Annotated in this window: 23 protein-coding genes; 12 read left to right on the top strand and 11 right to left on the bottom strand. The window is 32.0% G+C overall.

The window, feature by feature from the left end:
• The first annotated feature begins 9 nt into the window (after positions 1-9).
• From IEV72_RS04085 to IEV72_RS04060, 6 genes are all read left to right on the top strand, one after another.
• Positions 10-1,896: a DUF3858 domain-containing protein gene (locus IEV72_RS04085; protein WP_188457821.1), complete on the top strand. Its 1,887-nt coding sequence runs from the start codon at positions 10-12 to the stop codon at positions 1,894-1,896.
• Positions 1,865-3,871, top strand: coding sequence for a DUF3858 domain-containing protein (locus IEV72_RS04080; protein ID WP_188457820.1), 2,007 nt, complete (start codon positions 1,865-1,867; stop codon positions 3,869-3,871). The genes IEV72_RS04085 and IEV72_RS04080 overlap by 32 nt, the downstream gene beginning before the upstream one ends.
• A gap of 4 nt (positions 3,872-3,875) precedes the next feature.
• Positions 3,876-4,202 (top strand): nucleotide pyrophosphohydrolase, encoded by a 327-nt coding sequence (locus IEV72_RS04075; RefSeq protein ID WP_188457819.1) that lies wholly within the window; start codon positions 3,876-3,878, stop codon positions 4,200-4,202.
• On the top strand, positions 4,202-4,456 hold the full coding sequence (locus tag IEV72_RS04070; RefSeq protein ID WP_188457818.1) for a hypothetical protein: 255 nt from the start codon (positions 4,202-4,204) through the stop codon (positions 4,454-4,456). Before IEV72_RS04075 ends, IEV72_RS04070 begins: the two co-directional genes overlap by 1 nt.
• Positions 4,456-5,673, top strand: coding sequence for a carboxyvinyltransferase (locus IEV72_RS04065; RefSeq protein WP_188457817.1), 1,218 nt, complete (start codon positions 4,456-4,458; stop codon positions 5,671-5,673). Before IEV72_RS04070 ends, IEV72_RS04065 begins: the two co-directional genes overlap by 1 nt.
• A gap of 150 nt (positions 5,674-5,823) precedes the next feature.
• The gene (locus IEV72_RS04060) at positions 5,824-6,279 is read left to right on the top strand and encodes a hypothetical protein (protein ID WP_188457816.1); all 456 of its coding nucleotides are present in this window, start codon (positions 5,824-5,826) and stop codon (positions 6,277-6,279) included.
• Between the two features lie 206 nt (positions 6,280-6,485).
• Here the strand turns inward: IEV72_RS04060 and IEV72_RS04055 are convergent, their stop codons facing one another.
• Both IEV72_RS04055 and IEV72_RS04050 read right to left on the bottom strand, forming a co-directional pair.
• The gene (locus tag IEV72_RS04055) at positions 6,486-7,454 is read right to left on the bottom strand and encodes a glycosyltransferase family 2 protein (protein WP_188457815.1); all 969 of its coding nucleotides are present in this window, start codon (positions 7,452-7,454) and stop codon (positions 6,486-6,488) included.
• Positions 7,451-7,900, bottom strand: coding sequence for a type I restriction enzyme HsdR N-terminal domain-containing protein (locus tag IEV72_RS04050; protein ID WP_188457814.1), 450 nt, complete (start codon positions 7,898-7,900; stop codon positions 7,451-7,453). The genes IEV72_RS04055 and IEV72_RS04050 overlap by 4 nt, the downstream gene beginning before the upstream one ends.
• A gap of 52 nt (positions 7,901-7,952) precedes the next feature.
• Between IEV72_RS04050 and holA the strand changes: the two genes are divergently transcribed.
• Positions 7,953-8,960 (top strand): DNA polymerase III subunit delta, encoded by a 1,008-nt coding sequence (holA, locus tag IEV72_RS04045; RefSeq protein ID WP_188457813.1) that lies wholly within the window; start codon positions 7,953-7,955, stop codon positions 8,958-8,960.
• Here the strand turns inward: holA and IEV72_RS04040 are convergent.
• Genes IEV72_RS04040 through rlmD form a run of 3 tightly spaced genes read right to left on the bottom strand, consistent with a single transcriptional unit; the run spans position 8,957 to position 11,579 of the window.
• A complete protein-coding gene (locus IEV72_RS04040) occupies positions 8,957-9,706 on the bottom strand; it encodes a DUF6048 family protein (protein ID WP_188457812.1) in 750 nt (249 codons plus the stop codon). The genes holA and IEV72_RS04040 overlap by 4 nt on opposite strands.
• Positions 9,666-10,163 carry a DUF6452 family protein gene (locus IEV72_RS04035; RefSeq protein WP_188457811.1) on the bottom strand — a complete coding sequence of 166 codons (498 nt, stop codon included), beginning with the start codon at positions 10,161-10,163 and terminating at the stop codon, positions 9,666-9,668. Before IEV72_RS04035 ends, IEV72_RS04040 begins: the two co-directional genes overlap by 41 nt.
• The gene (gene rlmD, locus IEV72_RS04030) at positions 10,164-11,579 is read right to left on the bottom strand and encodes a 23S rRNA (uracil(1939)-C(5))-methyltransferase RlmD (RefSeq protein WP_188457810.1); all 1,416 of its coding nucleotides are present in this window, start codon (positions 11,577-11,579) and stop codon (positions 10,164-10,166) included.
• Positions 11,580-11,710: 131 nt separating this feature from the next.
• On the opposite strand from rlmD, the gene IEV72_RS04025 reads away from it, so the two are divergent.
• A complete protein-coding gene (locus IEV72_RS04025; RefSeq protein ID WP_188457809.1) occupies positions 11,711-12,394 on the top strand; it encodes a DUF3291 domain-containing protein in 684 nt (227 codons plus the stop codon).
• Here IEV72_RS04025 and IEV72_RS04020 read toward each other — a convergent pair.
• From IEV72_RS04020 to uvrA, 4 genes are all read right to left on the bottom strand, one after another.
• Entirely contained in the window at positions 12,389-13,036 is a 648-nt protein-coding gene (locus IEV72_RS04020; protein WP_188457808.1) for a head GIN domain-containing protein, read from the bottom strand. The two genes, IEV72_RS04025 and IEV72_RS04020, sit on opposite strands and share 6 nt — an antisense overlap.
• 106 nt (positions 13,037-13,142) lie before the next feature.
• Positions 13,143-13,784, bottom strand: coding sequence for a PAQR family membrane homeostasis protein TrhA (gene trhA, locus IEV72_RS04015; RefSeq protein ID WP_188457807.1), 642 nt, complete (start codon positions 13,782-13,784; stop codon positions 13,143-13,145).
• Positions 13,785-13,848: 64 nt separating this feature from the next.
• On the bottom strand, positions 13,849-14,184 hold the full coding sequence (locus IEV72_RS04010) for a 7(1) septoil knot domain-containing protein (RefSeq protein WP_308420154.1): 336 nt from the start codon (positions 14,182-14,184) through the stop codon (positions 13,849-13,851).
• Between the two features lie 40 nt (positions 14,185-14,224).
• Positions 14,225-17,017 carry an excinuclease ABC subunit UvrA gene (gene uvrA, locus IEV72_RS04005; RefSeq protein WP_188457806.1) on the bottom strand — a complete coding sequence of 931 codons (2,793 nt, stop codon included), beginning with the start codon at positions 17,015-17,017 and terminating at the stop codon, positions 14,225-14,227.
• Positions 17,018-17,302: 285 nt separating this feature from the next.
• Between uvrA and IEV72_RS04000 the strand changes: the two genes are divergently transcribed.
• Together IEV72_RS04000 and IEV72_RS13615 are read left to right on the top strand one after the other, a co-directional pair.
• On the top strand, positions 17,303-17,893 hold the full coding sequence (locus IEV72_RS04000; protein WP_188457805.1) for an RNA polymerase sigma factor: 591 nt from the start codon (positions 17,303-17,305) through the stop codon (positions 17,891-17,893).
• Between the two features lie 47 nt (positions 17,894-17,940).
• Positions 17,941-18,084, top strand: coding sequence for a hypothetical protein (locus IEV72_RS13615; protein ID WP_194428396.1), 144 nt, complete (start codon positions 17,941-17,943; stop codon positions 18,082-18,084).
• 51 nt (positions 18,085-18,135) lie between these two features.
• Here the strand turns inward: IEV72_RS13615 and IEV72_RS03995 are convergent, their stop codons facing one another.
• Entirely contained in the window at positions 18,136-18,810 is a 675-nt protein-coding gene (locus tag IEV72_RS03995; RefSeq protein WP_188457804.1) for an endonuclease III domain-containing protein, read from the bottom strand.
• A gap of 30 nt (positions 18,811-18,840) precedes the next feature.
• Here IEV72_RS03995 and bcp point away from each other — a divergent pair, with 30 nt between their 5' ends.
• A complete protein-coding gene (gene bcp, locus IEV72_RS03990) occupies positions 18,841-19,290 on the top strand; it encodes a thioredoxin-dependent thiol peroxidase (RefSeq protein WP_188457803.1) in 450 nt (149 codons plus the stop codon).
• Between the two features lie 87 nt (positions 19,291-19,377).
• Positions 19,378-20,004 (top strand): response regulator, encoded by a 627-nt coding sequence (locus IEV72_RS03985; protein ID WP_188457802.1) that lies wholly within the window; start codon positions 19,378-19,380, stop codon positions 20,002-20,004.
• Positions 20,005-20,020: 16 nt separating this feature from the next.
• Here the strand turns inward: IEV72_RS03985 and IEV72_RS03980 are convergent, their stop codons facing one another.
• Positions 20,021-23,032, bottom strand: coding sequence for a sensor histidine kinase (locus IEV72_RS03980; protein WP_188457801.1), 3,012 nt, complete (start codon positions 23,030-23,032; stop codon positions 20,021-20,023).
• Positions 23,033-23,050 lie beyond the last annotated feature (18 nt).

Here is a 23,050-nt window from a genome sequence, read left to right as displayed (position 1 = left end):
AAAAACTTCATGAAAAATCTTACTTATTTACTTTTTTTTGTGTTTGCTATGGCTTTTTCACAAAAAGATGATAACCAATCTACAGTAGTGACCAATCTAATGGGTGGTGCTAATTCTATTGTATTACATCAAAAGATTGACATTACTATTTCTGCTTACAATAAAATGCAAATAGATGAATTGAAGGAAGTACTAGTGCTTAATGAAAAAGGGATGTCTGGAGTTGGTGCAGTAGAGTTTTATAGCGATAACACAAAAGTTAAAAGTATTGAAGCTATTGCTTACGATACGAATGGCGAAAAATTAGAAAAATTTAAAAAAAGAGATTTTAAAGATGTTTCTGCAGTAACAAGTGGCACTATGTATTCTGACGATAGGGTGTTGTACCTGGACTACGAACCCAAAGATTTTCCCGTTAAAATTGTGTACACTAGCGAAATACAAACAAGTAATACCGCTTTTATACGTCCTTTTGTTCCCGTATCAAGTTATAATCAAGCAGTCTTAAAAAAATCTTTTAAAATTGTTAATGAATCTGATGCAGCTTTAAGGTTTCATAAAAATACGCATGCAAAAGAAAAAGTGAAAGATTCCATCTATGGGAATACTTACTTATTTAGTATTCAAAACCTTGAAGCCGTTCAAAAAGAAAGTTACAGTCCATCTTTAAGTACATTTACACCAAAAATAATGTTTGCTCTTTCTAAGTTTGAATTAGAAGGAGTTAAGGGAGAAGCTTCTAATTGGGAATCTTTTGGAAAATGGCAAAACGAAAATTTACTTAATAACGTCAACCAGTTACCAGAGTCAACAATTATTGCAGTACAAAATTTAGTTTCAGATTTAGAAACAGTAGAAGAAAAAGCTAAAGCCATCTACCAATATGTGCAAGATAATACGCGTTACATCAGTTTACAAATAGGTATTGGCGGTTGGAAACCTTCACCAGCAGGAGAAGTAGATATTTCTAAATACGGAGACTGCAAAGGCTTAACCAATTATACAAAATCTTTGTTGCAAGTAGCAGGAATAGAATCGAATTACTGCGTTGTGCAATCGGGAAGAGAGATCAGCGATTTAGAAAAGGATTTTGCATCGATGCAGGGAAATCATGTTATTTTAAATATCCCTGTTGAAAATCAAGAAGATATTTGGTTAGAATGCACCAGTCAAAAAATGCCATTTAACTTTCTTGGCAGCTTTACGGATAACCGAAATGTTTTGGCTGTTGGCAATAAAGGTGGTAAAATTTTGAAAACACCTGCGTATATAGAAAATGATAATTTTCAAGGCACACAGGCCATCATTGATATTGAAAATGAAATGCTAAAAGCAGAAGTAATGATTGAAACACAAGGTACGCAATATCAATCGCATTTCTTTTTGGCCAATGCCGACCCAAGTAGAGTTGAACGTTATTATTCTTCAATTTGGTCGCATTTAAAGCGTTTAAACATCAATGATTATAGTTTTATAAACAATAAGGAAGATATTATATTTAGTGAATCACTTAATGTAGATGTACAAAATTACTTTAAGAAATACGGAAACGACTTAGTATTTAACGCCATTCCTTTTAACAGACTGAGCTTTGGAATAAAAGAAGATGGAGAACGTAAAAACCCATTTGTGGTATCCAGAGGCTTTGTAGATAATGATGTTTATCAATTTAATATGGATGAGCTTCAGCTTAATGCGCTGCCTGAAAACATAGTAATAAAGAATAAGTTTGGAGAGTATTCGCTTCAATTTGAGTTAAACAATGCTGTATTTATTGTTCGAAGAAACCTTCAACTTAACCATAATGAATATGAAAAGACAGATTTTTCTGACTTTGTAAACTTTATAAATCAAATAGAAAATTATGAAAACACTAAAATTAGCTTCCACTACTAAAAAAATAAATCAATTTTTAGCAAGCGCTTTTTTATTGGTAATTTTTTCGAATCTTAGTATAGCTCAAAATAAAGATTTTGGTGACATTACTGTAGAAATGCTTGAAAAAGAACATAGCGAAATCGATTCTTTAGCTGCTGCAGAAGTATTAAATGAAAAAGGAGAAATCTCCTTTTCAATTACAAATTCAGGTTGGATTTATTCTTTTGAAGTTACCCGAAGAATTAAAATTTTTAACAAAGATGGATACGATGAAGCCAATATTGAAATTCCGTTTTATGTTGGTGAATCTACATCTTATAGCGAAAGAGTTAAACGAATTGATGCCAGAACTTACTATTTAGAAGATGGAAAAGTAAAAGACGATAAAATTAGAAAAAAAGACATATTTGACGTAGAACTTAACGAATATGCATCCGCTAAAAAATTCACATTTCCATCTATACAGGACGGCGTAATTATAGAATTTACTTACACAGTAGAATCTCCAAACATTAGAAATTTGCCACGCTGGGGATTTCAATCAAGCATTCCAACAAAAAGCTCTGTTTTTGAATTGTACATACCCACCGAATATCTCACTTACCGCTCACAAACTCGTGGGTATAATAAAATAGAAACAAAAGATGAAAATTTAAACGGTCGAGTAGGTGGAGTAACAAATACCAACTTTACGATTACACATAAAGTGCATGAAGCTAAAAACTTAGAAGCTGTTGAAGGCGAAAATCATGTAAATAATATATCGAATTACCTTACTGCATTAAGTTATGAATTAAGCTCTTACAGAAAAGGTGATGTAGGTGATGTTAAATACTTTGCAACAACATGGGAAGATGTAGAGGAAAGTCTTCGAGAGTCTGAAACATTTTCTAAAGAACTAGAGCGAGGTAAATATTTTGAAGAAGATTTGGATGCATACTTAGAAGGCACAACCGATGAAATTGAGTTAGTACATCAAATTTTAAATTTTGTAAAAAACAAAGTAGAATGGAACGAAGAAAGTAGAAGGTTTTGCAGCGACAACTTAAAAAAAGTTTATAAAGAAGGTTCTGGGAATTCTGCAGATTTAAATATCATGTTAACAGCCATGTTACGATATAAAGGCATAGATGCACATCCTGTGGTTTGTAGTACCATTGGAAATGGAATTCCTTTTTTTCCTACAGTTACAGGTTTTAATTATATTATTTCTGGAGTTACTGTTGGTGAAAATTATTTTTTATTAGACGCAACTGACAAATATTCTAGTTTAAATTTAATTCCGACAAGAACCATGAACTGGCAAGGAATTGAAATTTCTCCTAATGGAAGCAGAACCATTCCATTAATACCTAATCAACAATCTAAAGCAAGTTTTAATGTTATGGCTTCTTTAACCGAAGATGGTAAAGTTGAAGGACAATTTAGAGCCTATTATTTTGATCAATTTGCTTTAAATGCTAGAAATGCTTTTACAGAAACATCTGAAGATAAAGTAAAAAGCACTTATGAAGAAGAGTTTGAAATAAGTGATGTACACGATTTTACACAAAATAATCTTTCAGCTTTAAATAAACCATTGGTACAAAGCTTCAAATTTGGTGAATCTGAAGGTTTTGTTGAGAAAATTGCTAATAAAATTTACATTTCTCCACTACTATTTTTAAAATCTGACGAAAATCCTTTTAAACGAAAAACAAGAGAATATCCTGTTGAGTTTACTTATCCAAAAAAATATACATATCGCATCATGATCAATCTTCCAGAAAATTATGAAGTAGATTATACTCCGGAAAACAATATTTATAAAATGGCAGACGGTTTACTTCAATTTACTTATGTCTTAAATGTAGACAGTGGTAAATTAATCTTAGATGTAACCAAAGAAATTGCAGTTCCAACTATTACACCTGAACTTTATCCAGACCTTAGAGATTACTATATTTCAATGCAAGAAAAAGAAGATGAAAAAATAGTTCTTGTTAAATCTTAAATCTATGAATATTCAAGACGCGCAATTAGAAGTAGACAAATGGATTAAAAAACATGGTGTTCGTTATTTTAACGAGTTAACCAACATGGCACAACTCACCGAAGAAGTAGGAGAAGTTGCACGTATTATTGCAAGACGCTATGGAGAACAAAGCGAAAAAGAAAGCGACAAAAATAAAGACCTTGGGGAAGAATTGGCAGATGTTGTTTTTGTAGTTTTATGTTTGGCCAACCAAACTGGAATTGACTTACAAGACGCGTTTGACAAAAAATTAGATCTAAAAACCAAACGCGATCACGATCGACACCAAAATAACCAAAAACTAAAGTAATGTTGAGTAAAATCTTGCATACCAAAGGCTTTCTTAAATCTGTTTTATATTTAGCCATCGCCTTTATCGCGGTTTATAATTTAGTTGATATTGGAATTAAATTCAATTTTGATGTTTCCTTATATATCCAAGAACGATTTGCATCAGACAACTTGCTGCGCTTCTTTGTAGCCAACATTGGGAGTGGTTTTGTTTATGGCTTCATAATTAGCTACTTCAAATTTAGAAGCAAAGTAAAAAAAGACGAAAATTAATGTCAATTCAACTTTCAGTACCTAATGAGCTAATTTCATCCAGTTTGTCTATTTCGGGTTCAAAAAGTGAATCCAATCGGTTGCTTTTATTGCAAAAACTTTATGGAAATATTCAATTAAATAATATTTCTGATGCGCAAGATGTAGAAGTAATGCAAAAGGCATTAGCTAATAATTCATCTACAATTGATGTACATCACGCTGGAACGGCCATGCGCTTTTTAACGGCGTATTTTGCAGTTACTGAACAGAAATCAGTCCTATTAACTGGTAGCGAGCGCATGCAAAACCGACCGCTTAAAATCTTAGTAGAAGCTTTACAAAAATTAGGAGCAAACATAGAATATGTAAAGAAAGAAGGTTTTCCTCCCTTGCAAATCAAAGGAAAAGAAATAACAAAAAATGAAATCGAACTCAGTGCCAATGTCAGTAGTCAATACATCAGTGCATTGTTACTTGTAGCTCCCAAATTGGCGAAAGGCTTAAAGTTGAAACTGAAAGGCGAAATTACTTCGTTACCCTATTTAAAAATGACTTTAGATCTTTTAAAAGAAATAGGAGTGAAGTATACTTTTGAAAATCAATTGATTGAAGTTTTCCCGAAAAATGAAATTGAAGCACTAAACTATACTATTGAATCTGATTGGAGCTCTGCATCTTATCATTTTAGTATGGTAGCTTTAGCTGAAGACCTAGAACTTGAATTGAAGCATTTTAAAAATAATTCTCTTCAAGGTGATGCCAAATTAGTAGAAATATATCTGCATTTTGGTGTAAAAGCAAGTTTAAAAAATGGAATTTTAAAGCTTCAAAAACAACAAGATTTTCAATTGCCCGAAACAATACAATTGAATTTAATTCAACAACCTGACTTGGCGCAAACCATTGCCGTTACTTGTTTAGGTTTGGGAATAAATTGCAAATTAACAGGTTTACATACCTTAAAAATTAAAGAAACCGATCGTTTGCAAGCTTTAAAAAACGAATTGGAAAAATTTGGAGCTCAAGTTGAAATTGATGAACAAAGTTTGTTCTTAAAAAGTCCAAAAAAATTGCACGCTGATGTTTTGGTGAAGACTTATCAAGATCATAGAATGGCAATGGCTTTTGCGCCTTTGGCTACTAAAACTTCACTTAAAATTGAAGATCCAGAAGTGGTTGAAAAATCCTATCCTAACTTTTGGAAAGATTTGAAAAAAATTGGATTTAGTTTATAAAATTCAACCTATTATACTAAAATTATGAGACTTGCTTTTCAAAATCCATTCCTTATAATAGTTGTTTTTTTATTGTTTAGCAGTTGTAACCTGCAAGAACAACCTACAAATGATATTTTCAAAACTACAGAAGGTGAATATGCATCCCGAATGGGAAAATTTGTTGCTAAATATCCTAGTAAACCATTTCATTATATTTACCGTAAAAAAAATGATAAAGAAAAAGATTTAGTTGCCGATTATCATTCAGTAATAACCACAATTGGTGAAACACGAATTTTTAATGTAGAGTATTTTGTTATGGATGAAGAATTTCTTGCAAATAAAGATATGCGAGAAATAAAAGATTTGATGATGTATGATGTGAATAATTTTTTCCAAAAGAAAGGTTTTACTGTTGATTTTTTCAACGACAAAAAATTACAATCTTTTGATGGTGTTTTTTTCTCTTACAAACCTACACCTGCATTAAAAAGAGCTTTACCAAAAGCTAAAGGCAAAGGCAAAGCTATATTAAGAAACAATATATTATATTATGTCTATTTTTTAGGTGTTTTTGATCGAGAAGCACAAGATTTTATTGATTCATTTCGATTTACGAGTTAACATTGAAAGTAAGTTACTTTACATCAAACCCATTTTTTGAATATTTTTTTTGATGAAGCGAAGTTACAAACTTCGCTGAGCTGAGTTAACATCGAATATAAGTTACTTTTAACCAAACTCAGTTTTTGAATAATTTATTTACTGTTGATCAAGCGAAGTTGCAAACTTCGCTCAGCTGAGTAAGTTTGATTTGATTATCAGTTTAATTAGGTTTTTGAATCCAGTACAATCGAAAAACGTTCATAGTATCTAGGTGGATTTTTAGGAATACTTCGTTTCTTTTTCATTTTTGAAAACTGGCTATAAAAACTAAAATGTGCTTGTAAAACTGCTGTAAAGTGACTAAACTGAAATTTCGCTAAAAAGAAAAAAGCAGCAACACCATCAAGCAACATTCGAGTTACCAATTTAGCGTAGATGTTTTTAGATGGTGCATTTTTTAGTAAGTTGAACAGTGAGTTTCTAAAGTTCAAAAAGGTTTTCTTAGGATTTTGATTAGCTAGCGTTCCGCCACCTAGATGAAACACTTCAGCTTTGCCTGTATAATAAACTGTATGACCTAGATTTTGTAATCGCCAACACAAATCTATTTCTTCCATGTGAGCAAAATAGTCTTTGTCAAATCCACCAGCTTCAAAAAAAGCAGAAACACGAATTCCTAAACAAGCTCCACTTGCCCAAAAAACAGGAACTTCATCGTTATACTGACCTTTATCTTTTTCTATATTCGAAAAAATTCTACCACGACAATACGGGTAAGCAAACCAATCTATAAAACCACCGCCAGCTCCCGCGTATTCAAAATATTCTGGATTTTTGTAGTCTAAAATTTTAGGTTGAATTGCAGCTATTTTATGGTTTTCTTCAAAAGCTTTCAATATAGGAGTTACAGCATCACTTTTAAAAGCTACATCGTTATTCAACAATATAGCATAAGGTTCTTTAATTTGTTGCAAAGCAAGATTATAACCTTCAGCGTAGCCATAATTTTTTTGAAGTGAAATACATTTAACATCTGGGAAATGTTCTTGAACATAAACAAGAGAATCGTCTGTTGAAGCATTATCTGCCACATAAATTTGAGCAGACTTTCCTGAATGTTGTACAACACTTGGCAGAAAAGTTTGGAGCAGTGCTTTACCGTTCCAATTTAAAATAACGATGGCTATTTTCATTTTGCTGAATATTCAGGTAAATCTTTTAAGAAATAATAGCTTTTATTTTGGTAATCCATTTGGCAAAAGTAATGATTCAAGCCATTGGTTAGCATTAAATATTCAGCTTTTAGGCTTAAGTTGTATCGAGCAATCTGGTCGAAAGTGTTTTGTTCAATTTGTACTTGTGGGGCTTTGCATTCAACAATAAGCTTAACGCTTCCGTTAGAGTTAAAACCCAAGATGTCATAGCGTTTTGGCATTCCGTTTATCTCTACTTTTTTTTCTTCATTCAATAGCACTTTTGGATATTTTTTTTCTTGCATCAAAAATTGAACACAATGTTGTCTTACCCATTCTTCAGGCGTGAGCAAAATAAATTTTTTACGCAAAGGAGCAAATATGCCGACTTTATTTTCTGTATTTTTGAAACGAAATTGATATGTTGGAAAATTGAGTTTTTGCATGTTTCAAAGAAACGAAAAACTTTAAATATTCATCTAAATTCCGAACTAATTCATGAAAGCAGCACAAAAAATACTATCTGATTTAGCACAGAAAAAATATGCGCCTATTTATTTTTTGATAGGAGAGAAGGAAACTTTTTTTGTAGATCAAATTGCAGACTATATTGAAAACAATGTTCTAAATGATGAAGAAAAGGGGTTTAATCAACAAATTTTATACGGCAAAGATGTAACTATGGATGATGTTGTTGGTGCTGCTAAACGTTTTCCGATGATGGCAGAACATCAAGTAATTATTGTTAGGGAAGCGCAAGCATTACTGCGAAGTTTAGATGCTTTAGAAAGTTATGCTAAGCAACCCCAGCCATCTACCATACTTGTTTTTTGTTGTAAATACAAAAAACCTGATGCCAGAAAAGCTGCTGTAAAGCAAATTAAAAAAACCGGTGTGTATTACCAAACTGCTAATATTTACGAAAATCAAGTTTTGGAATGGATTCCAGATTTTTTAGCAAAGAAACAATACAGTATAGACACAAAAGCTTCAAAAATGTTAGTAGATTTTATTGGAGCAGACTTGTCTAAATTGAATAAAGAATTAGAAAAATTAATGCAAATTCTACCCTTAGGAAGCAGAATTACTCCTGATGCAGTAGAAGAAAATATTGGCATTAGTAAAGACTTCAACAACTTCGAGTTAATCAATGCTATAGTACATCGAGATGAAGTTAAAGCACAGCAAATTGCAGATTATTTTACACAAAATGCTAAAAACAATCCCTTGATTCTCAGTATTTATCAATTGTTTAATTTCTTCAACAAACTTATGATTTACCACTCTTTAAGTGATAAATCTAATCCCAATGTTTCTAGAGAATTAGGCGTTCCGAATTTTTTTATCAAAGACTATGTAAAAGCTGCTAAATTTTACCCCATGAAAAAAGTGAGTCTAATTTTAGCACATCTTAAAGAATTAGATTTAAAAAGTAAAGGTGTAGATACTGGAAAATTTTCTAATGAAGGTTTACTGAAAGAATTTTTAGTAAAAACAATGCGCTAATAATCTACAGCTTGAGCCCGTTGTTTTGAAAAAATTGGAATTAAATACCTGATGGAGTAACCAAAACCTGCGCCAATTCTAGAATCAGTATAAGTTCTGTTGAAACCTGGTACGTACAAGTTTTCAAAATTAGAAAGTTCAGATTGAGAAACCATAACTTTAAGTTGAACGTGCGCACCTAAGAATAAATTTTTTAGAACTTCTACGCGTATACCGCCTTGAAACTCTGTCCACACGGCATTTAAATTAGAAAAACTTCTACTTATTTCTCTTATGTCAGGTTCAAAATAATTATCTCTTACTGTAATTCTATAGCTGTTTAAGTCTTGAGAAAATGTTGAAAAACCAACTCTAAACCCACCAAAAAGAATATTATCCATTCCCAACCAGTTGTCATAAAAATTATAGATTCCACCTAATTTAATATAACTTCCAGAAGTACTATTATCTATATACACTTCTTCAAAACTGGTTTCTTCAAAACCTATTTCACCAGAAAACCACAACTTTTTAGTAAATCTAAAATCTCCATTTATTTCAAAACCAGTATAATCATCATCATAAAAATTTCGCGAAAGTTTATATAGGTCTGTGCCTAACATTAAGCCATAACGTTCTTTATAAAAAATGCTATCTCTTTTTTTTGTTTCTTGTTCTTGTTCTTGTTCTTGCTGTGCAATTAAGCTAGAGCAACAAAAAAAACAACTAATGAAAAATAAAAAGATGCGGTTCATCTTGATCTTCATTTATAAAAGTTTGTTGAACATTTAGGCTTCTCATCCAGTTATTCTCTGGATTATCTTCAATAATCCGAACGGCTTGAAAATCTAAAAATTCAGTTTTATATCCACAAGCTCGATTTACATAAATGTCTTGGGTTACATAAGTAAAATTAATTTCATCTAAGTTAATAAAATCTTCGCTTGTTGCTTGTCTCACAAAAGCATAACGAGTAGATTCTTGGTTTGTTTGGAGTGGTATTTCAATTCGGTTTGTATTTCCAAAACTTATGGTGTCTTCACTTCCAATAGCAAAAATGCTTAAATCAGCCACATTTTTGGGGTCTTCTTGATCGTTTATGTCGTAAAATTCAATAATTAATTTTGGTGTTACTTGAAAAGCTTCAGAACAAATATCATCTCGTTCACAACCCAAAAAAAGGAAGGAAACAATCAATAATGTATAAAATAGTTTACTTTTCATTTAGACTTTCTTTTCTAAACAAACCACATTTTCAACATGATGTGTTTGAGGAAACATATCTACAGCTTGAGATACTTTGATGTTATAATTTGAACTTAACAACTGCAAATCGCGTGCTTGAGTAGCAGAATTACAACTAACATAAACAATTCGTTTCGGCATAACCTGTAATATTTGATCAACTACATCTTTGTGCATACCATCTCGAGGTGGATCGGTGATTATTACATCGGGTGCGCCATTTTTATCAATAAATTCTGCAGTAAACATCTTTTTCATGTCGCCTGCAAAAAAACTTACATTTTCTATATTATTGTTTTTGGCGTTGGCCTTTGCATCTTCAATAGCTTCTGGAACGGCTTCAATTCCTACCACATGTTTTGCTTTTTTAGCAACAAATTGAGCTATTGTTCCTGTTCCTGTATACAAATCGTAAACTAATTCATCTCCTTTTAAATAGGCTAATTCTCGAGTTAGTTTGTATAATTCAAAGGCTTGTTCAGAATTGGTTTGGTAAAAGGATTTTGCGTTAATTTTGAACTTTAGGCCTTCCATTTCTTGAAAAATAAAGGGTTTTCCAGCAAAGCAAATTACATCTTGATCGTATATGGTATCGTTGGCTTTTGAATTGATTACGTATTGCAAAGAAGTAATTTGTGGAAATTCTTGTTGAATATGATTCAATAATAACTCGCGTTTTGTTTTATCTTCTTTAAAAAACTGAATTAGAACCATTATTTGCCCTGTTGAAGCAGTACGAATCATCAAGGTTCTTAGTAAACCTTCTTGTTTCTTAGGGTTAAAAAAGTCCATGTTATTTGCTGTTGCAAACTCCTTTATTTCATTCCGAATAGCATTACTTGGGTCTGCTTGCAAATGACATTTCTTAACATCTAAAATTTTATCCCACATGCCTGGAATATGAAATCCCAAAGCATTTTTATCAGAAATATCTTTTTCAGAATCTATTTCATCTTGGGTTAACCAGCGTTGGTTGCTAAAAGAAAATTCCATTTTATTTCTATAAAAATAAGGCTCGGGAGCTGCAAGAATTGGCTTGGTATTTTCAATTTCAACTTTACCAATTCGTTTTAAATTTTCTAAAACTTCTTTTTCTTTGTAGAACAATTGGTGTTCATAAGCCATGTTTTGCCATTTGCAGCCTCCACAAACTCCAAAATGCTGACAAACTGGATTGGTTCTTTTATCAGATAATTTTTTGAATTCTGTAGCTTTGGCTTGAAAGTAGCCTTTTCGCTTTTTGTAGGTTTGTACATCTACCACGTCGCCAGGAACGGCATTATCTATAAAAATAACTTGACCTTCAGGTGCTTTGCCAACGGCTTTTCCTTTTGCTCCAGCGTCTATAACTGCTACGTCTTCGAACACTTTTCTTCTTCGGTTGCTTTTACTCATGCCGCAAAAATAAACTAATGATTTGGCTTTAGTGAAAATGACTTGACTTTTTTACTCACTTCGCATTTCTAAAGAATATTTAACCATTAGTAAAGCTTTTAAACAAATTGCTAAGACTATTTTTGCTTTTCATGAAACAAGTTACCACATTAAGTATTTTCAAGTATTCCAAACTGACATCAAAAATTTGGGCTTTTGGAATGATGCAGTTTGCACATTCTGCTTTACAAAAAGCAGATGGATGTAGTTTTTATAAGTTGCTAGGTAGCGGCAAAGAAAATTTTAATCCGTTTCCAGATTGGTCTGTTTATGCCTTGTTACAAGTTTGGGAAAGTGAAGAACAGGCCGAAAATTTCATAAATCAAAGTACACTTTTCAAAAAATATGCTAAGCATTCTGAATTTCAACATATTTTATATTTAAAGAATATTCAGGCTAGGGGAGAATGGTCAGGAAAAAACCCGTTTGAATCTACCAAGCCGAATGAAATTGAATCTGGAAAATTAGCTGTCATTACACGAGCAAGCATTAAATTTAGCAAATTACGTACGTTTTGGAAGTTCGTGCCTACTTCTCAAAAACCACTCTTAAATGCCAAAGGCTTGTTATATACCAAAGGTTTTGGCGAAGTTCCTTTTACAGAAATGGCTACTTTTAGCATATGGAATTCTACTGAAGATTTAAATGCTTTTGCTTACCAAAGTAGAGAACATGTTGAAGCTATTAAAAAAACGAGAAAAATAGACTGGTACTCAGAAGAGTTGTTTTCTCGATTTGTAATTTTTAAAAGCAAAGGGAATCTGTTGAAACTATAATTTTTCCACTTTTCCTGAACCTGATGTTTTGATATCTTTTTTGCTGGGATTTCCTTTATATTTTACATTTCCAGAACCAGATACTTTTTCTGAAAGTTCATCTTTACAGGTAAGGTAGATTTGACCAGAACCCGATAATTTTATGTCAACTTGATCTGCTACAAATTTTTCATTCTTGAAATCCCCTGATCCAGAACTAATTAAACTGAGCTTTTTAGTCTTACCATCTACTTCTATATTTCCAGATCCCGATTTGGTAATAGCTAAAGAGCGAGAAGCATCAATTGATAAATACATATTTCCAGAACCTGATTTTTTTACTTCAAATTTTCTAGCTTCGATTGGTTTTTTTGAATGTAAATTTCCTGAGCCAGACATAACAATTTCTTCAAGCTCTTCAAAAGGAACTGTAATTTTGATTTGTTCATTTGGCTTCAAATTCATTTTCTTGGCAACTTCTATTCTTAAGCTTCCTTTTTGAACTTCTGTAACAATATGTTCGAGCATATTGCTTTCCGCCATGATATTAATTTTTCCAGCAATGCCTTGAACTAATTCAACTTCAAAATTTCCAGAAATTTCAATTTCCGTATATCCTGAAAGTGTTCTTGTTTCTTCAATTACTTGTTTGTTGCCTTCCACTTTCTTGCTTCCTCATTGTGCACAAGAAAATTGAGTGGAAAGCAAAGTAGCAACAAATATTAATAATAGAATTCTTAAATTTTTCATTTGAATTATATTTTGATGCTTATGTGATAATTTCAGCTACCATAAAAAAATGAAATAATGCAGCAACTAAAACAAAGATATGCCAAATTACATGATTAAACGGAATTTTATTATTGGCATAAAAATAGGCTCCAATAGTATAAAATAAACCACCTAAGCCAAGGTAGATTAGGGTTTCAGCGGAAGCCTTTTCAATTAAATTATTAAAATCGATGACTACTAACCAGCCCATAATCATGTAAAGTATTAAAGAAATTTTTTCGAATTTTCCAGTGAAAAACAACTTCAATAAAGTTCCTAAAAGAGCAACGCTCCAAACTAAGATAAAAATTAGCCAACCTTTACTTTCTTCTAAAACAATTAAAACTACGGGACTGTACGTTCCCGCAATTAAGAGAAAAATAGAAATATGATCTAAGATGCGAAATTTCTTTTTTAAACTGGGCTTTTTAACCACATGATATAAGGTAGACGCAGTAAATAATAGGATAAATGAAATGCCATAAAGCAAAATTCCTAAGTAAGCAATAAAGCGATTCTCAACGCAATTCATCCATAAATATATCATGCTAAAAATTCCAAATGGAATAGCAATGGCATGACTTATTGTGTTGTACAATTCTTCTTTAGGACTTTGTGTTTTTTCTAGAGGTTTGGACATGAAATTGGTAAATAGTTTGTTTTGAGTTAAGTTTTTTGGATGGTTGGTTTAATTATTCTTCAATCTAGTACATTAAGTCTTTTTTCTTTTTATTTTTCCAATCAGCTCTTGATTCATAGTCCACAAAATAAATTTTTAAGTCGGCTTGCGATTCATAATCCACAAAAAATATTTTCTTATCTGCTTGGGATTCGTATTCAACAAAAAACCACAATCCGTTGTTTTTGCCGGCTCTGCTTTCATAATCGACTTTATATACCAACAAATCGGCTTGCGATTCATAATCAACGACAAACACTTTTACATCAGCTCTAGATTCGTAGTCTACACTTATAATTTTCTGAGCATGTAATGTTGAAAAGCTGAAAAGTAAAACGAAAGTAGTTAGAAATTTCATCATCTAAGTTTGAATTTTAGTACCAATAATCTTGCCAATTATTTTAGATAAGTTTAGATGAAAGAAATTGTGCCGTATACGAATCTTTTACTTTTACCACTTCGTCTGGTGTTCCTTCAGCAACAATTTTTCCACCGTTCTCACCGCCTTCTGGGCCTAAATCGATGATGTAATCTGCGCATTTAATCAAATCTAAATTATGTTCGATAACCACTAAAGCATGTCCTTTTTCCAATAAAGCATCAAAGGAAGTCAGTAATTTTTGAATATCGTGAAAATGCAAGCCTGTAGTAGGTTCATCAAAAATAAACAGGGTTTTTTGAGCTGAATTTGCCTTGGTTAAAAAGGAAGCCAATTTGATACGTTGTGCTTCACCACCCGAAAGCGTAGACGAACTTTGTCCTAATTTTACATAACCCAAACCTACATCTTGAAGCGGTTGTAGTTTATCAACTAACTTTTTTTGAAGGTGTTTGGTGAAGAAATCTATGGCATCATCAACCGTAAGTTCCAAGACATCAAAAATGGATTTGCCTTCAAATTGCACTTCCAAAACTTCTTTTTGAAAACGTTGACCTTTGCACACTTCACATTCTAAATGTACATCCGCCATAAACTGCATTTCGATGGTTACTTCGCCTTCGCCTTGGCAGTTTTCACAGCGACCCGCATCTACATTAAAACTGAAATGCTTGGCTTGAAAATGCCTGATTTTAGAAAGTTTTTGTTTGGCAAATAAGGCCCTAATTTCGTCATAAGCTTTGATGTAGGTCACCGGATTAGACCGTGAAGATTTCCCAATTGGGTTTTGGTCGATGTATTCTACATTGGCAATATGGTCGTATTTACCTGAATACGAATCGTGTTGACCGATTTTAATTCCATAGTTACCAGTATGCTTCATCATGATGGGATATAGCAGATTTTTCACCAACGTACTTTTTCCACTTCCTGAAACTCCCGTGATGCAAGTCATGATTCCCATCGGGATTTTTACATCAATATTTTGTAGGTTATTTACTCGCGCACCTTTTATTTCAACAAAACGCGTGCTTTTTCTTCTTTTTTTGGGAACTTCAATCGCTAAATCACCATTGATGTATTTGGCGGTTAAGCTTTTGGATTTTTTAATTTCAGCTAAATTTCCTTCTGCAACCACTTCACCGCCATGCGTTCCCGCTTCTGGACCAATATCGATGATGTGGTCTGCGGCTTGCATGATTTCTTCGTCGTGTTCTACCACAATTACAGTGTTTCCCAAATCGCGTAAATGCTTCAAAACCTTGATTAAGCGTTCGTTGTCTTTGGAATGCAATCCAATGGAAGGTTCGTCTAAAATATACATGGAACCTACCAAACTACTTCCCAACGAAGTAGCTAAATTAATGCGTTGCGACTCACCACCCGAAAGAGAATTTGATTTTCTGTTCAAGGTTAAATATCCCAAACCTACTTGGTACAAAAAGGAAAGTCGGTTATTGATTTCCTTCAACAAACGTTTGGCAACATGCGCGTCATGTTCGTCTAATTCTAAATTTTCAAAAACAGGAATGAGTTTATTGATGGGCAAATCGACTAAATCAGAAATGCTATGTCCATTGATTTTTACATAGTCGGCTTCCTTTCTTAGTCGTTTTCCTTTACAAGTTTTGCAGCGGGTTTTTCCGCGATAGCGAGAGAGCAACACCCGATTTTGAATTTTATAAGCCTTGGATTCCAATTCTTCAAAAAATTCATTTAAACCTGTGAAATATCGATTTCCTTCCCAAAGCAAATCTTTTTGATTTTGAGTTAGTTGAAAATAAGGTCGGTGAATGGGAAAATCGAACATATCGGCCTTTTCAATCAGTTGGTCTTTGTACCATTTCAATTTTTCGCCACGCCAAGGATAAATGGCTTCTTCATAAATGCTTAAGCCGGTGTTGGGTATTACCAAATCTTCATCAAGCCCGATTACGTCGCCATAACCTTCGCAAGTAGGGCAAGCGCCGTACGGATTATTGAAACTAAACAAATGAATATTTGGTTCTAAAAACGGCATTCCGTCCAACTCAAATTTATTGCTGAAATGCATTCGGGATTTGGCTTTTACATTTGCCAAATAAATTTCGCCTTTGCCTTCAAAAAATGCATTTTGCACCGCATCTGCCAATCGGTTGTAAAAATCTTCTTCGTGCTTAACCACAATTCGGTCGACAACGATTTCAAATTGAGTAGGATTGTGTTTTTTGAAATCCAAATCGTCCATTCGAATGACTTCATCTTTTATGTGAATTCGGCTGAAACCTTGCTGATGTAGCAGTTGAATGGTTTTTTCGAAAGTTCGGTTTTCTTTCACTTCAACAGGCGCTAAAAGCAATAATTTGGTTTTTTCGTCAAGGCTTTTTACGTGATTGATGACATCGGTAACCGTATTTTTTTTAACTTCATTTTCTGAAATAGGAGAGTAGGTTTTTCCTATTCTAGCAAAAAGCAATTTCAAATAATCGTAAATCTCGGTTGAAGTTCCTACGGTGGAACGCGGATTGGTGGAATTTACTTTTTGCTCGATGGCAATGGCGGGAGCGATGCCTTTGATGTAATCTACTTTTGGTTTGTCTAACCTTCCTAAAAATTGCCTGGCGTAAGCCGAAAGACTTTCTACATAGCGGCGTTGACCTTCGGCGTACAAGGTATCGAAAGCCAAAGAAGATTTCCCTGAACCCGATAAGCCCGTAATGACCACCAACTTGTTTCGGGGAATGGCTACATTAATGTCTTTTAAATTGTGCAGTTTTGCACCTTTAATTAATATGAAATCCTTAGGACTTAAATCCTGAAATGGAGTAGTAGGCATAATTTTGAATAAGCTGCAAATTTAAGAATAAGTTGATTGAAAATAGACCTGTAAAAGTTCATTATAACTTAATGAAAAATTAATATTTTGGAATGCATTAAGTTTTTAAGTTGTAATAGAAGCAAACCGCCATCAATTTAAGCTTTTATGTTAAAATTTTTATGATTTTATGAGTGTATCCGAATCAATTTATATATTAGCACTCTAATTTAAAAGAAAGCCTATTGTAAATTATTACTTAAACCCATTTTGTATTTAAATTTTACAAATTGAAATGTAATAATTATGCCTAAGACTTTTGAAAAGCCCGATTCTTTTTTTGTTAAAAAATATATTGCTGGAGATGAATACTCATTAGAAGTATTAATCAATCGCCATGAGCAGCGTATTTTTAATTTCATCTATTCCAAAGTATTTGACTACGATATCACCAATGATATTTTTCAAGAAACCTTTATTAAGGTAATACGTAATTTAAAACTCAAAAAATATAACGAAGAAGGTAAGTTCCTGCCTTGGGTAATGCGTATTGCACACAATTTAATTATCGATCACTTTAGAAAAAACAAACGCATGCCCAAGTTTGATAATTCTGGTGAGTTTGATATTTTTTCGGTTATAGAAGACGGTAGTTTAAATAAAGAAGCTGAAATTATTAAAGAGCAAATTGAAAGCAGCTTGGTCAATTTGATAAAGGAATTGCCTGAAGATCAAATTCAAGTTTTAGAAATGCGGATTTATAAGGAAATGAGCTTTAAAGAAATCGCGGAACAAACCGATGTAAGCATTAATACAGCCTTAGGCAGAATGCGTTACGCTTTAATAAACTTACGCAAACTTGTTGATGAAAAAAATATTATTTTAACTAAGGAATAAAATAAGTGTACACATTTAGCGTTGTATTAGAAATCAGAATACAACACATGGAAAAAATTTACTCAAACAATACAAAACCAAAATCAGAAAAATTGCCAAGCAAAAAAACCAAAGATTTTATTTTGAACTATTCTAAAGCTTTACATATTCAACAGTGTAAAGGTTTAACAGTAGAAATGTTGATTAATTAGTTGTTTTTATTTTCATTTATTTGAAAACCAGCTGAAATTTGGAAACAAATTTTAGTTGGTTTTTTGTTTTGCATTGTATTTTTTGTAATACTCATCAATAACCGATTTTCTTCCAATAGTCTTGGTAATAATGTCTTTTTCTAAATTCCAAGCCCGAGCAGGAGAGTATTCTCTTCCGTACCATATTATTTGTAAGTGCAAATCATTCCATTTTTCTCGAGGAAATAGTCGTTTTGCATCTTTTTCGGTTTGTTGTACATTTTTTCCAGTAGATAGGTTCCATCGATACATTAATCTATGAATGTGAGTGTCTACGGGAAAAGCAGGAACTCCAAAAGCTTGAGCCATTACTACACTTGCCGTTTTATGTCCCACCGCAGGTAATTCTTCAAGCGCTTCAAAATTGGCAGGAACCATTCCGTTGTGTTTATCGATTAAAATATGGGATAAGCCATAAATTCCTTTTGCTTTCATAGGCGACAATCCTACAGGCTTAATAATTTCCCGGATTTCTTCAACTGAAAGTTTAATCATATCATACGGATTATCTGCTCTAGCAAAAAGTATGGGTGTAATTTGATTCACTTTTACATCGGTACTTTGAGCAGACATTAAAACGGCGATTAATAATGTGTACGGATCTTTATGATCTAAAGGAATTGGGATTTTTGGGTACAATTCATTTAACGTATTTATAACGAATTCAACTCGCTCACTTTTTTTCATATTTTCTATTTTAGTTCAAAAATAAACAATATGACAACAATTGAAGTAGGAGATAAGGCTCCAAATTTCTCAGGACAGGATCAAGATGGAAATACACATACTTTAGCAGACTATAAGGGTAAAAAACTTGTGGTTTTCTTTTATCCGAAAGCCAGTACACCAGGCTGTACCGCAGAAGCTTGTAATTTACGTGACAATTGGAAAAAATTTCAATCTGAAGGATATGAAATTTTAGGAGTAAGTGCAGATTCACCAAAAAAACAACAAAATTTTAGAAATAAATATGAATTGCCTTTTCCTTTAATTGCTGATGAAAGCAAAGAAGTAATTAATGCTTTTGAGGTTTGGGGTCCCAAAAAGTTTATGGGTAAAGAATACGATGGAATTCATAGAACCACATTTGTAATTAATGAAGATGGAAAAATTGAAGATGTTATTAAAAAAGTTAAAACAAAAGCGCACGCTGAACAAATTTTGTAGTAATTATTTGACTTTAAGTAAATTAATTTAACATAATGTCTTTAACAATCAGATTTTTAATTACTTTTGAAAAATCAATACATCCATATGAAAAATTTGTTAGTCGCCGATGATCACGGCATTGTAAGAATGGGAACAATTAATGTAATTAAAAGTAAGTTTCCGAGTTTAAATATATTTCAAGCCAAAAGCGTTAAAGATGCCCAAAAAATAGTAGAAGCTAATAGCTTGGATTTTGCCATTGTAGACATTAAAATGCCTGGAGGTAGTAGTATAGACTTAGTAAAAACCATAAAATTAAAAAATACTTCTACTAAAATTTTAATGTTTTCCGGTCTTAATGAAGATCAATATGGGCAACGTTTTATGAAACTAGGCGTAAATGGTTTTTTAAGTAAGCACGAGGCAGTTGAAGAAGTTTTAAATGCTATCCAGGTTATTAATTCCGGAAAAGATTACATCAGTGAAGATTTAAAAAAGAAGATTAATAGTAAGTGCAACGGTACATTAGATGCGCTTTCTGCAAGGGAACTTGAAATAATATCCCTAATGTCTGATGGCTATGGAAACCTAGAAATTTCTAGGGAATTAGAATTAAAGACTTCTACTGTTAGTACCTATAAGAAAAGAGTAATGGAGAAATTTAGTGCAGAAAATTCAGTTGAATTAATCGATAAGTACCGCACATTAATTGAAGAGCAAGAAATTGAGTAGTTTAGTTTAATGTACTTTACTTAAGCTTCATAAAAAAGCTTGTCCCAAAACCTTTTTTACTTTCAATTTCTATTTCAGCTTCCATTAATCTAGCCGTTTCAGAAACAATATATAAACCTAATCCAGAACCAGATACATTTAGTATCTGGTTTTTTTCATCAAAAATCTTTCTGTATCTTTCTAAGGTTTCTTGATTCATTCCTGCGCCGGAATCAGTTATTTTTAATAAAAGTTGTTTTCCTATTTTCTGAAGTTTAATTTTTACAAAACCATTGTAGGTGTTTTTTATGGCATTATCTAAGATATTGTGTAAAATAACGGCAAATAGATTTTTATTTATTACAAAGTTTACTTCTTGCTTACTAATTATTTCTAAGTTAATTTTCTTTGCTTTACACATTTGTTCAAATAAGCCAGCTTTTTCTTCAACTAAAGTCCTAACATTTATCTTTTCCGTAGATTTAGCATCACTTTGAATCATCGCTTTAGAAAAGTCTAAAATATTTTGAGTAAACTCTTGTAGTTTATCAACAGATGAGCTAGGTGCATCTATATTTTCATACACTTCATTGTCCAGATTTTTCTTTTTTAAATTTTCATCAAGAAATTGGATTCCGTAAGCTAAATACTGCAGAGGACTTTTTATGTCATGCGAAATGGAAGCTACAATTTTCTTTTGACTTTCTAATTGAGTTTTAAAGTGGTCTTGAGATGATCTTAAATCTTGTATGGTAGATTGTAATTGCTTTGTTTTTTCATTTATAATTCTTTTTAATTGGTTGCTTCTTTTTTCTTCCCTTATCAATATAAGTTTAATATTAACAAATACGAATAAAGCTACGAAAAGGAATACTATAAAACGAAACCAATTCGTTTCGTACCAATCTCTTTCAACTTCAAGAGTTAAGATAGTTTGGATGTCTTTTTCATTAGAACCCAAACTAAAATTCAATTGGTGAATACCGTAAGGTAAAGTAGTAAAGATGAGTTTTCCTTCTGTAACTGATGAATATTCGGATAGGTTTGGAGCTAAAGGGGATGTGAAATTAATAAAAGGCAACTTATTAAACGAAAGTGCATCAACTCTAACTTCTAGTGTTTTAAAATTTCTTGGAATTGAAAAATTTTCTGTTGGCGGATAAGATTTGCCGTCTATTATAATTTCATCTAAATATACTTTTTCATTTTCTTTATAGTAATTTGAAAATGCTTTAGGATTAAATGTAACTAAACCATTTAAAGATGGCAAATATACATTTCCGTATTTATCTTTATAATTACAAGGATAGCAACCACCATTAAACTCATTAGTAACTAAACCATCTTTTCTGTCGAATACATAATAGTTTACCTGACCAGTTTTATTGTTTGCATACTCAAAAAGTTGTTCTTTGTTGGCTTTAAACAAGCCCTTGTTAGTGGGCATCCAAACTTGATTAAAATCATCTTCTATAACATGATGTACCGTTCTTAAACGGGATTGCTGATCAAATGGAAATTGAGTTAGCTGATCATTTTGTTTGTTGTAATGCGAAAAGCCATTGTCGTAACTTGCAAACCAAACGTAATTTTCTTTTTCATTAATAGATCTAACTCGTGTGTTTTGAGTTCCTTTAATTTGGGATACGTCTTGTGTGCTTTTATCATAAACATAAACACCATTGTCTGTACCTAGCCATAAATTATCTTTTTCTAAACTTTCTTTTATAAAAAGAATTTGATGGTTGAATTTTAAAACCGTATCTAAATTAGTTTGCTTTTTATTTAAATCTTGAGTTTTAAATAAATATGTATTGCTATTGTTGCCAAAAGTTTTTGAACTAAAATACAGTTCATTTTTATCAGTAATATACAGTGCTCCAATGTCATTTTTAAATTTTATAAATTTCTTTTCTGAGAAGCTTAAGCTTTTAGAATCCAACTTGAGTTTAAAAATATCTCTTCCATTAGCTGCGTAAAAATATCCATCTTGATCTCTAGGAAAAAATTGTTTGATTAAATCACGATGTTCAATCGAGTTTTCTTGAATAATTTCTTTATCATGAATAACCACTCCAGTTGGAGTGTAAATGGTATCGCTTGTAGTGGGATAAAATGCATAAACTAAATTTTTATACCTGTCTTTTTTAACTTGAATAGTGGTAAACTTATTTCTTTTTGAAATGCCTAAACCCAATGCCCAACTTCCTGTATATAAGGATGGATATTCTTCATCATAAAACATGCAGGTAATAAACTTATCTTTGATATCAATCTTGTTATGTAATTGAAGTAAATAAAAATTATCTTGCTCATTATGTACTTTGTATATTTTGTTTTGATCTACTATAAATACTTGTTCGTGAGCTTGATTGTAATAGGTTTTTTGAACATCTAATGAATCTGGGGCATATACTTTATTGAAATCTAAATTCTCAAAATCGAACTTTAAAACTTCTTTTTTAGTCACAATATACCAATTGTTATCACTGATATATGAAGCTCTAAAATCTTTAAATGTATCAGTCTTAAATGACTTTATTACCTCTTCATTTTTGTCAAGTAGAAAAAAATCTGTTTTAGTTGAAGCAATTTTTTCGTCTCTTTCTTCAAACTGATGATAAACTAAATTTGTTTCTTGGTTAGATTTATATTTCTTTTCAATAAAAGAAATATCGCTTATTTCATCAAAATTTGTACGTTTTTCATCTTGATAAGAGCTGTATAAATGTGGATTAAGGTTTTTGATGTATAGTATTTCATTTTTAGAAGTTCTAACAAATAGCGTATCCTTATCTCTAAAAAAGTATTCCATTCTTTGGTTGTCCAGTCCTTCAATTTTAGAATAGGTTTTAAAGTTTTGGCCATTGTATCTTACCAGTCCAGATTCAGTAGCAAACCAAATAAAGCCATCATCATCTTTTGCAATGTTTTTTACAGAGTTTTGAGGTAAACCTGAATCGTCATTATACCAATTAGTCACATATTCTTGCCCATAACTTTGCAGAAAAATTCCACTTATAAAAATCCAGAAAAACGTATATTTCATCAGTTGGTTATTGATTGG

The organism is Psychroflexus planctonicus (assembly GCF_014640195.1).
Lineage (GTDB): Bacteria > Bacteroidota > Bacteroidia > Flavobacteriales > Flavobacteriaceae > Psychroflexus > Psychroflexus planctonicus.
The sequence above is the reverse complement of the archived record's forward strand: the minus strand, read 5'-3'. Positions and strand labels throughout refer to the sequence as shown.

Coding starts and splice junctions, on each gene's coding strand:
- bcp (WP_188457803.1), top strand. CDS start 18,841: ATGACAACAATTGAAGTAGGAGATAAGGCTCCAAATTTCTCAGGACAG.
- uvrA (WP_188457806.1), bottom strand. CDS start 17,017: ATGCCTACTACTCCATTTCAGGATTTAAGTCCTAAGGATTTCATATTA.
- IEV72_RS04085 (WP_188457821.1), top strand. CDS start 10: ATGAAAAATCTTACTTATTTACTTTTTTTTGTGTTTGCTATGGCTTTT.
- IEV72_RS04025 (WP_188457809.1), top strand. CDS start 11,711: ATGAAACAAGTTACCACATTAAGTATTTTCAAGTATTCCAAACTGACA.
- IEV72_RS13615 (WP_194428396.1), top strand. CDS start 17,941: ATGGAAAAAATTTACTCAAACAATACAAAACCAAAATCAGAAAAATTG.
- IEV72_RS04010 (WP_308420154.1), bottom strand. CDS start 14,184: ATGATGAAATTTCTAACTACTTTCGTTTTACTTTTCAGCTTTTCAACA.
- IEV72_RS04075 (WP_188457819.1), top strand. CDS start 3,876: ATGAATATTCAAGACGCGCAATTAGAAGTAGACAAATGGATTAAAAAA.
- IEV72_RS04050 (WP_188457814.1), bottom strand. CDS start 7,900: ATGCAAAAACTCAATTTTCCAACATATCAATTTCGTTTCAAAAATACA.
- IEV72_RS04055 (WP_188457815.1), bottom strand. CDS start 7,454: ATGAAAATAGCCATCGTTATTTTAAATTGGAACGGTAAAGCACTGCTC.
- trhA (WP_188457807.1), bottom strand. CDS start 13,784: ATGTCCAAACCTCTAGAAAAAACACAAAGTCCTAAAGAAGAATTGTAC.
- IEV72_RS03995 (WP_188457804.1), bottom strand. CDS start 18,810: ATGAAAAAAAGTGAGCGAGTTGAATTCGTTATAAATACGTTAAATGAA.
- IEV72_RS04065 (WP_188457817.1), top strand. CDS start 4,456: ATGTCAATTCAACTTTCAGTACCTAATGAGCTAATTTCATCCAGTTTG.
- IEV72_RS04000 (WP_188457805.1), top strand. CDS start 17,303: ATGCCTAAGACTTTTGAAAAGCCCGATTCTTTTTTTGTTAAAAAATAT.
- IEV72_RS04080 (WP_188457820.1), top strand. CDS start 1,865: ATGAAAACACTAAAATTAGCTTCCACTACTAAAAAAATAAATCAATTT.
- IEV72_RS04040 (WP_188457812.1), bottom strand. CDS start 9,706: ATGAAGATCAAGATGAACCGCATCTTTTTATTTTTCATTAGTTGTTTT.
- IEV72_RS04060 (WP_188457816.1), top strand. CDS start 5,824: ATGGGAAAATTTGTTGCTAAATATCCTAGTAAACCATTTCATTATATT.
- IEV72_RS03980 (WP_188457801.1), bottom strand. CDS start 23,032: ATGAAATATACGTTTTTCTGGATTTTTATAAGTGGAATTTTTCTGCAA.
- holA (WP_188457813.1), top strand. CDS start 7,953: ATGAAAGCAGCACAAAAAATACTATCTGATTTAGCACAGAAAAAATAT.
- rlmD (WP_188457810.1), bottom strand. CDS start 11,579: ATGAGTAAAAGCAACCGAAGAAGAAAAGTGTTCGAAGACGTAGCAGTT.
- IEV72_RS04035 (WP_188457811.1), bottom strand. CDS start 10,163: ATGAAAAGTAAACTATTTTATACATTATTGATTGTTTCCTTCCTTTTT.
- IEV72_RS03985 (WP_188457802.1), top strand. CDS start 19,378: ATGAAAAATTTGTTAGTCGCCGATGATCACGGCATTGTAAGAATGGGA.
- IEV72_RS04070 (WP_188457818.1), top strand. CDS start 4,202: ATGTTGAGTAAAATCTTGCATACCAAAGGCTTTCTTAAATCTGTTTTA.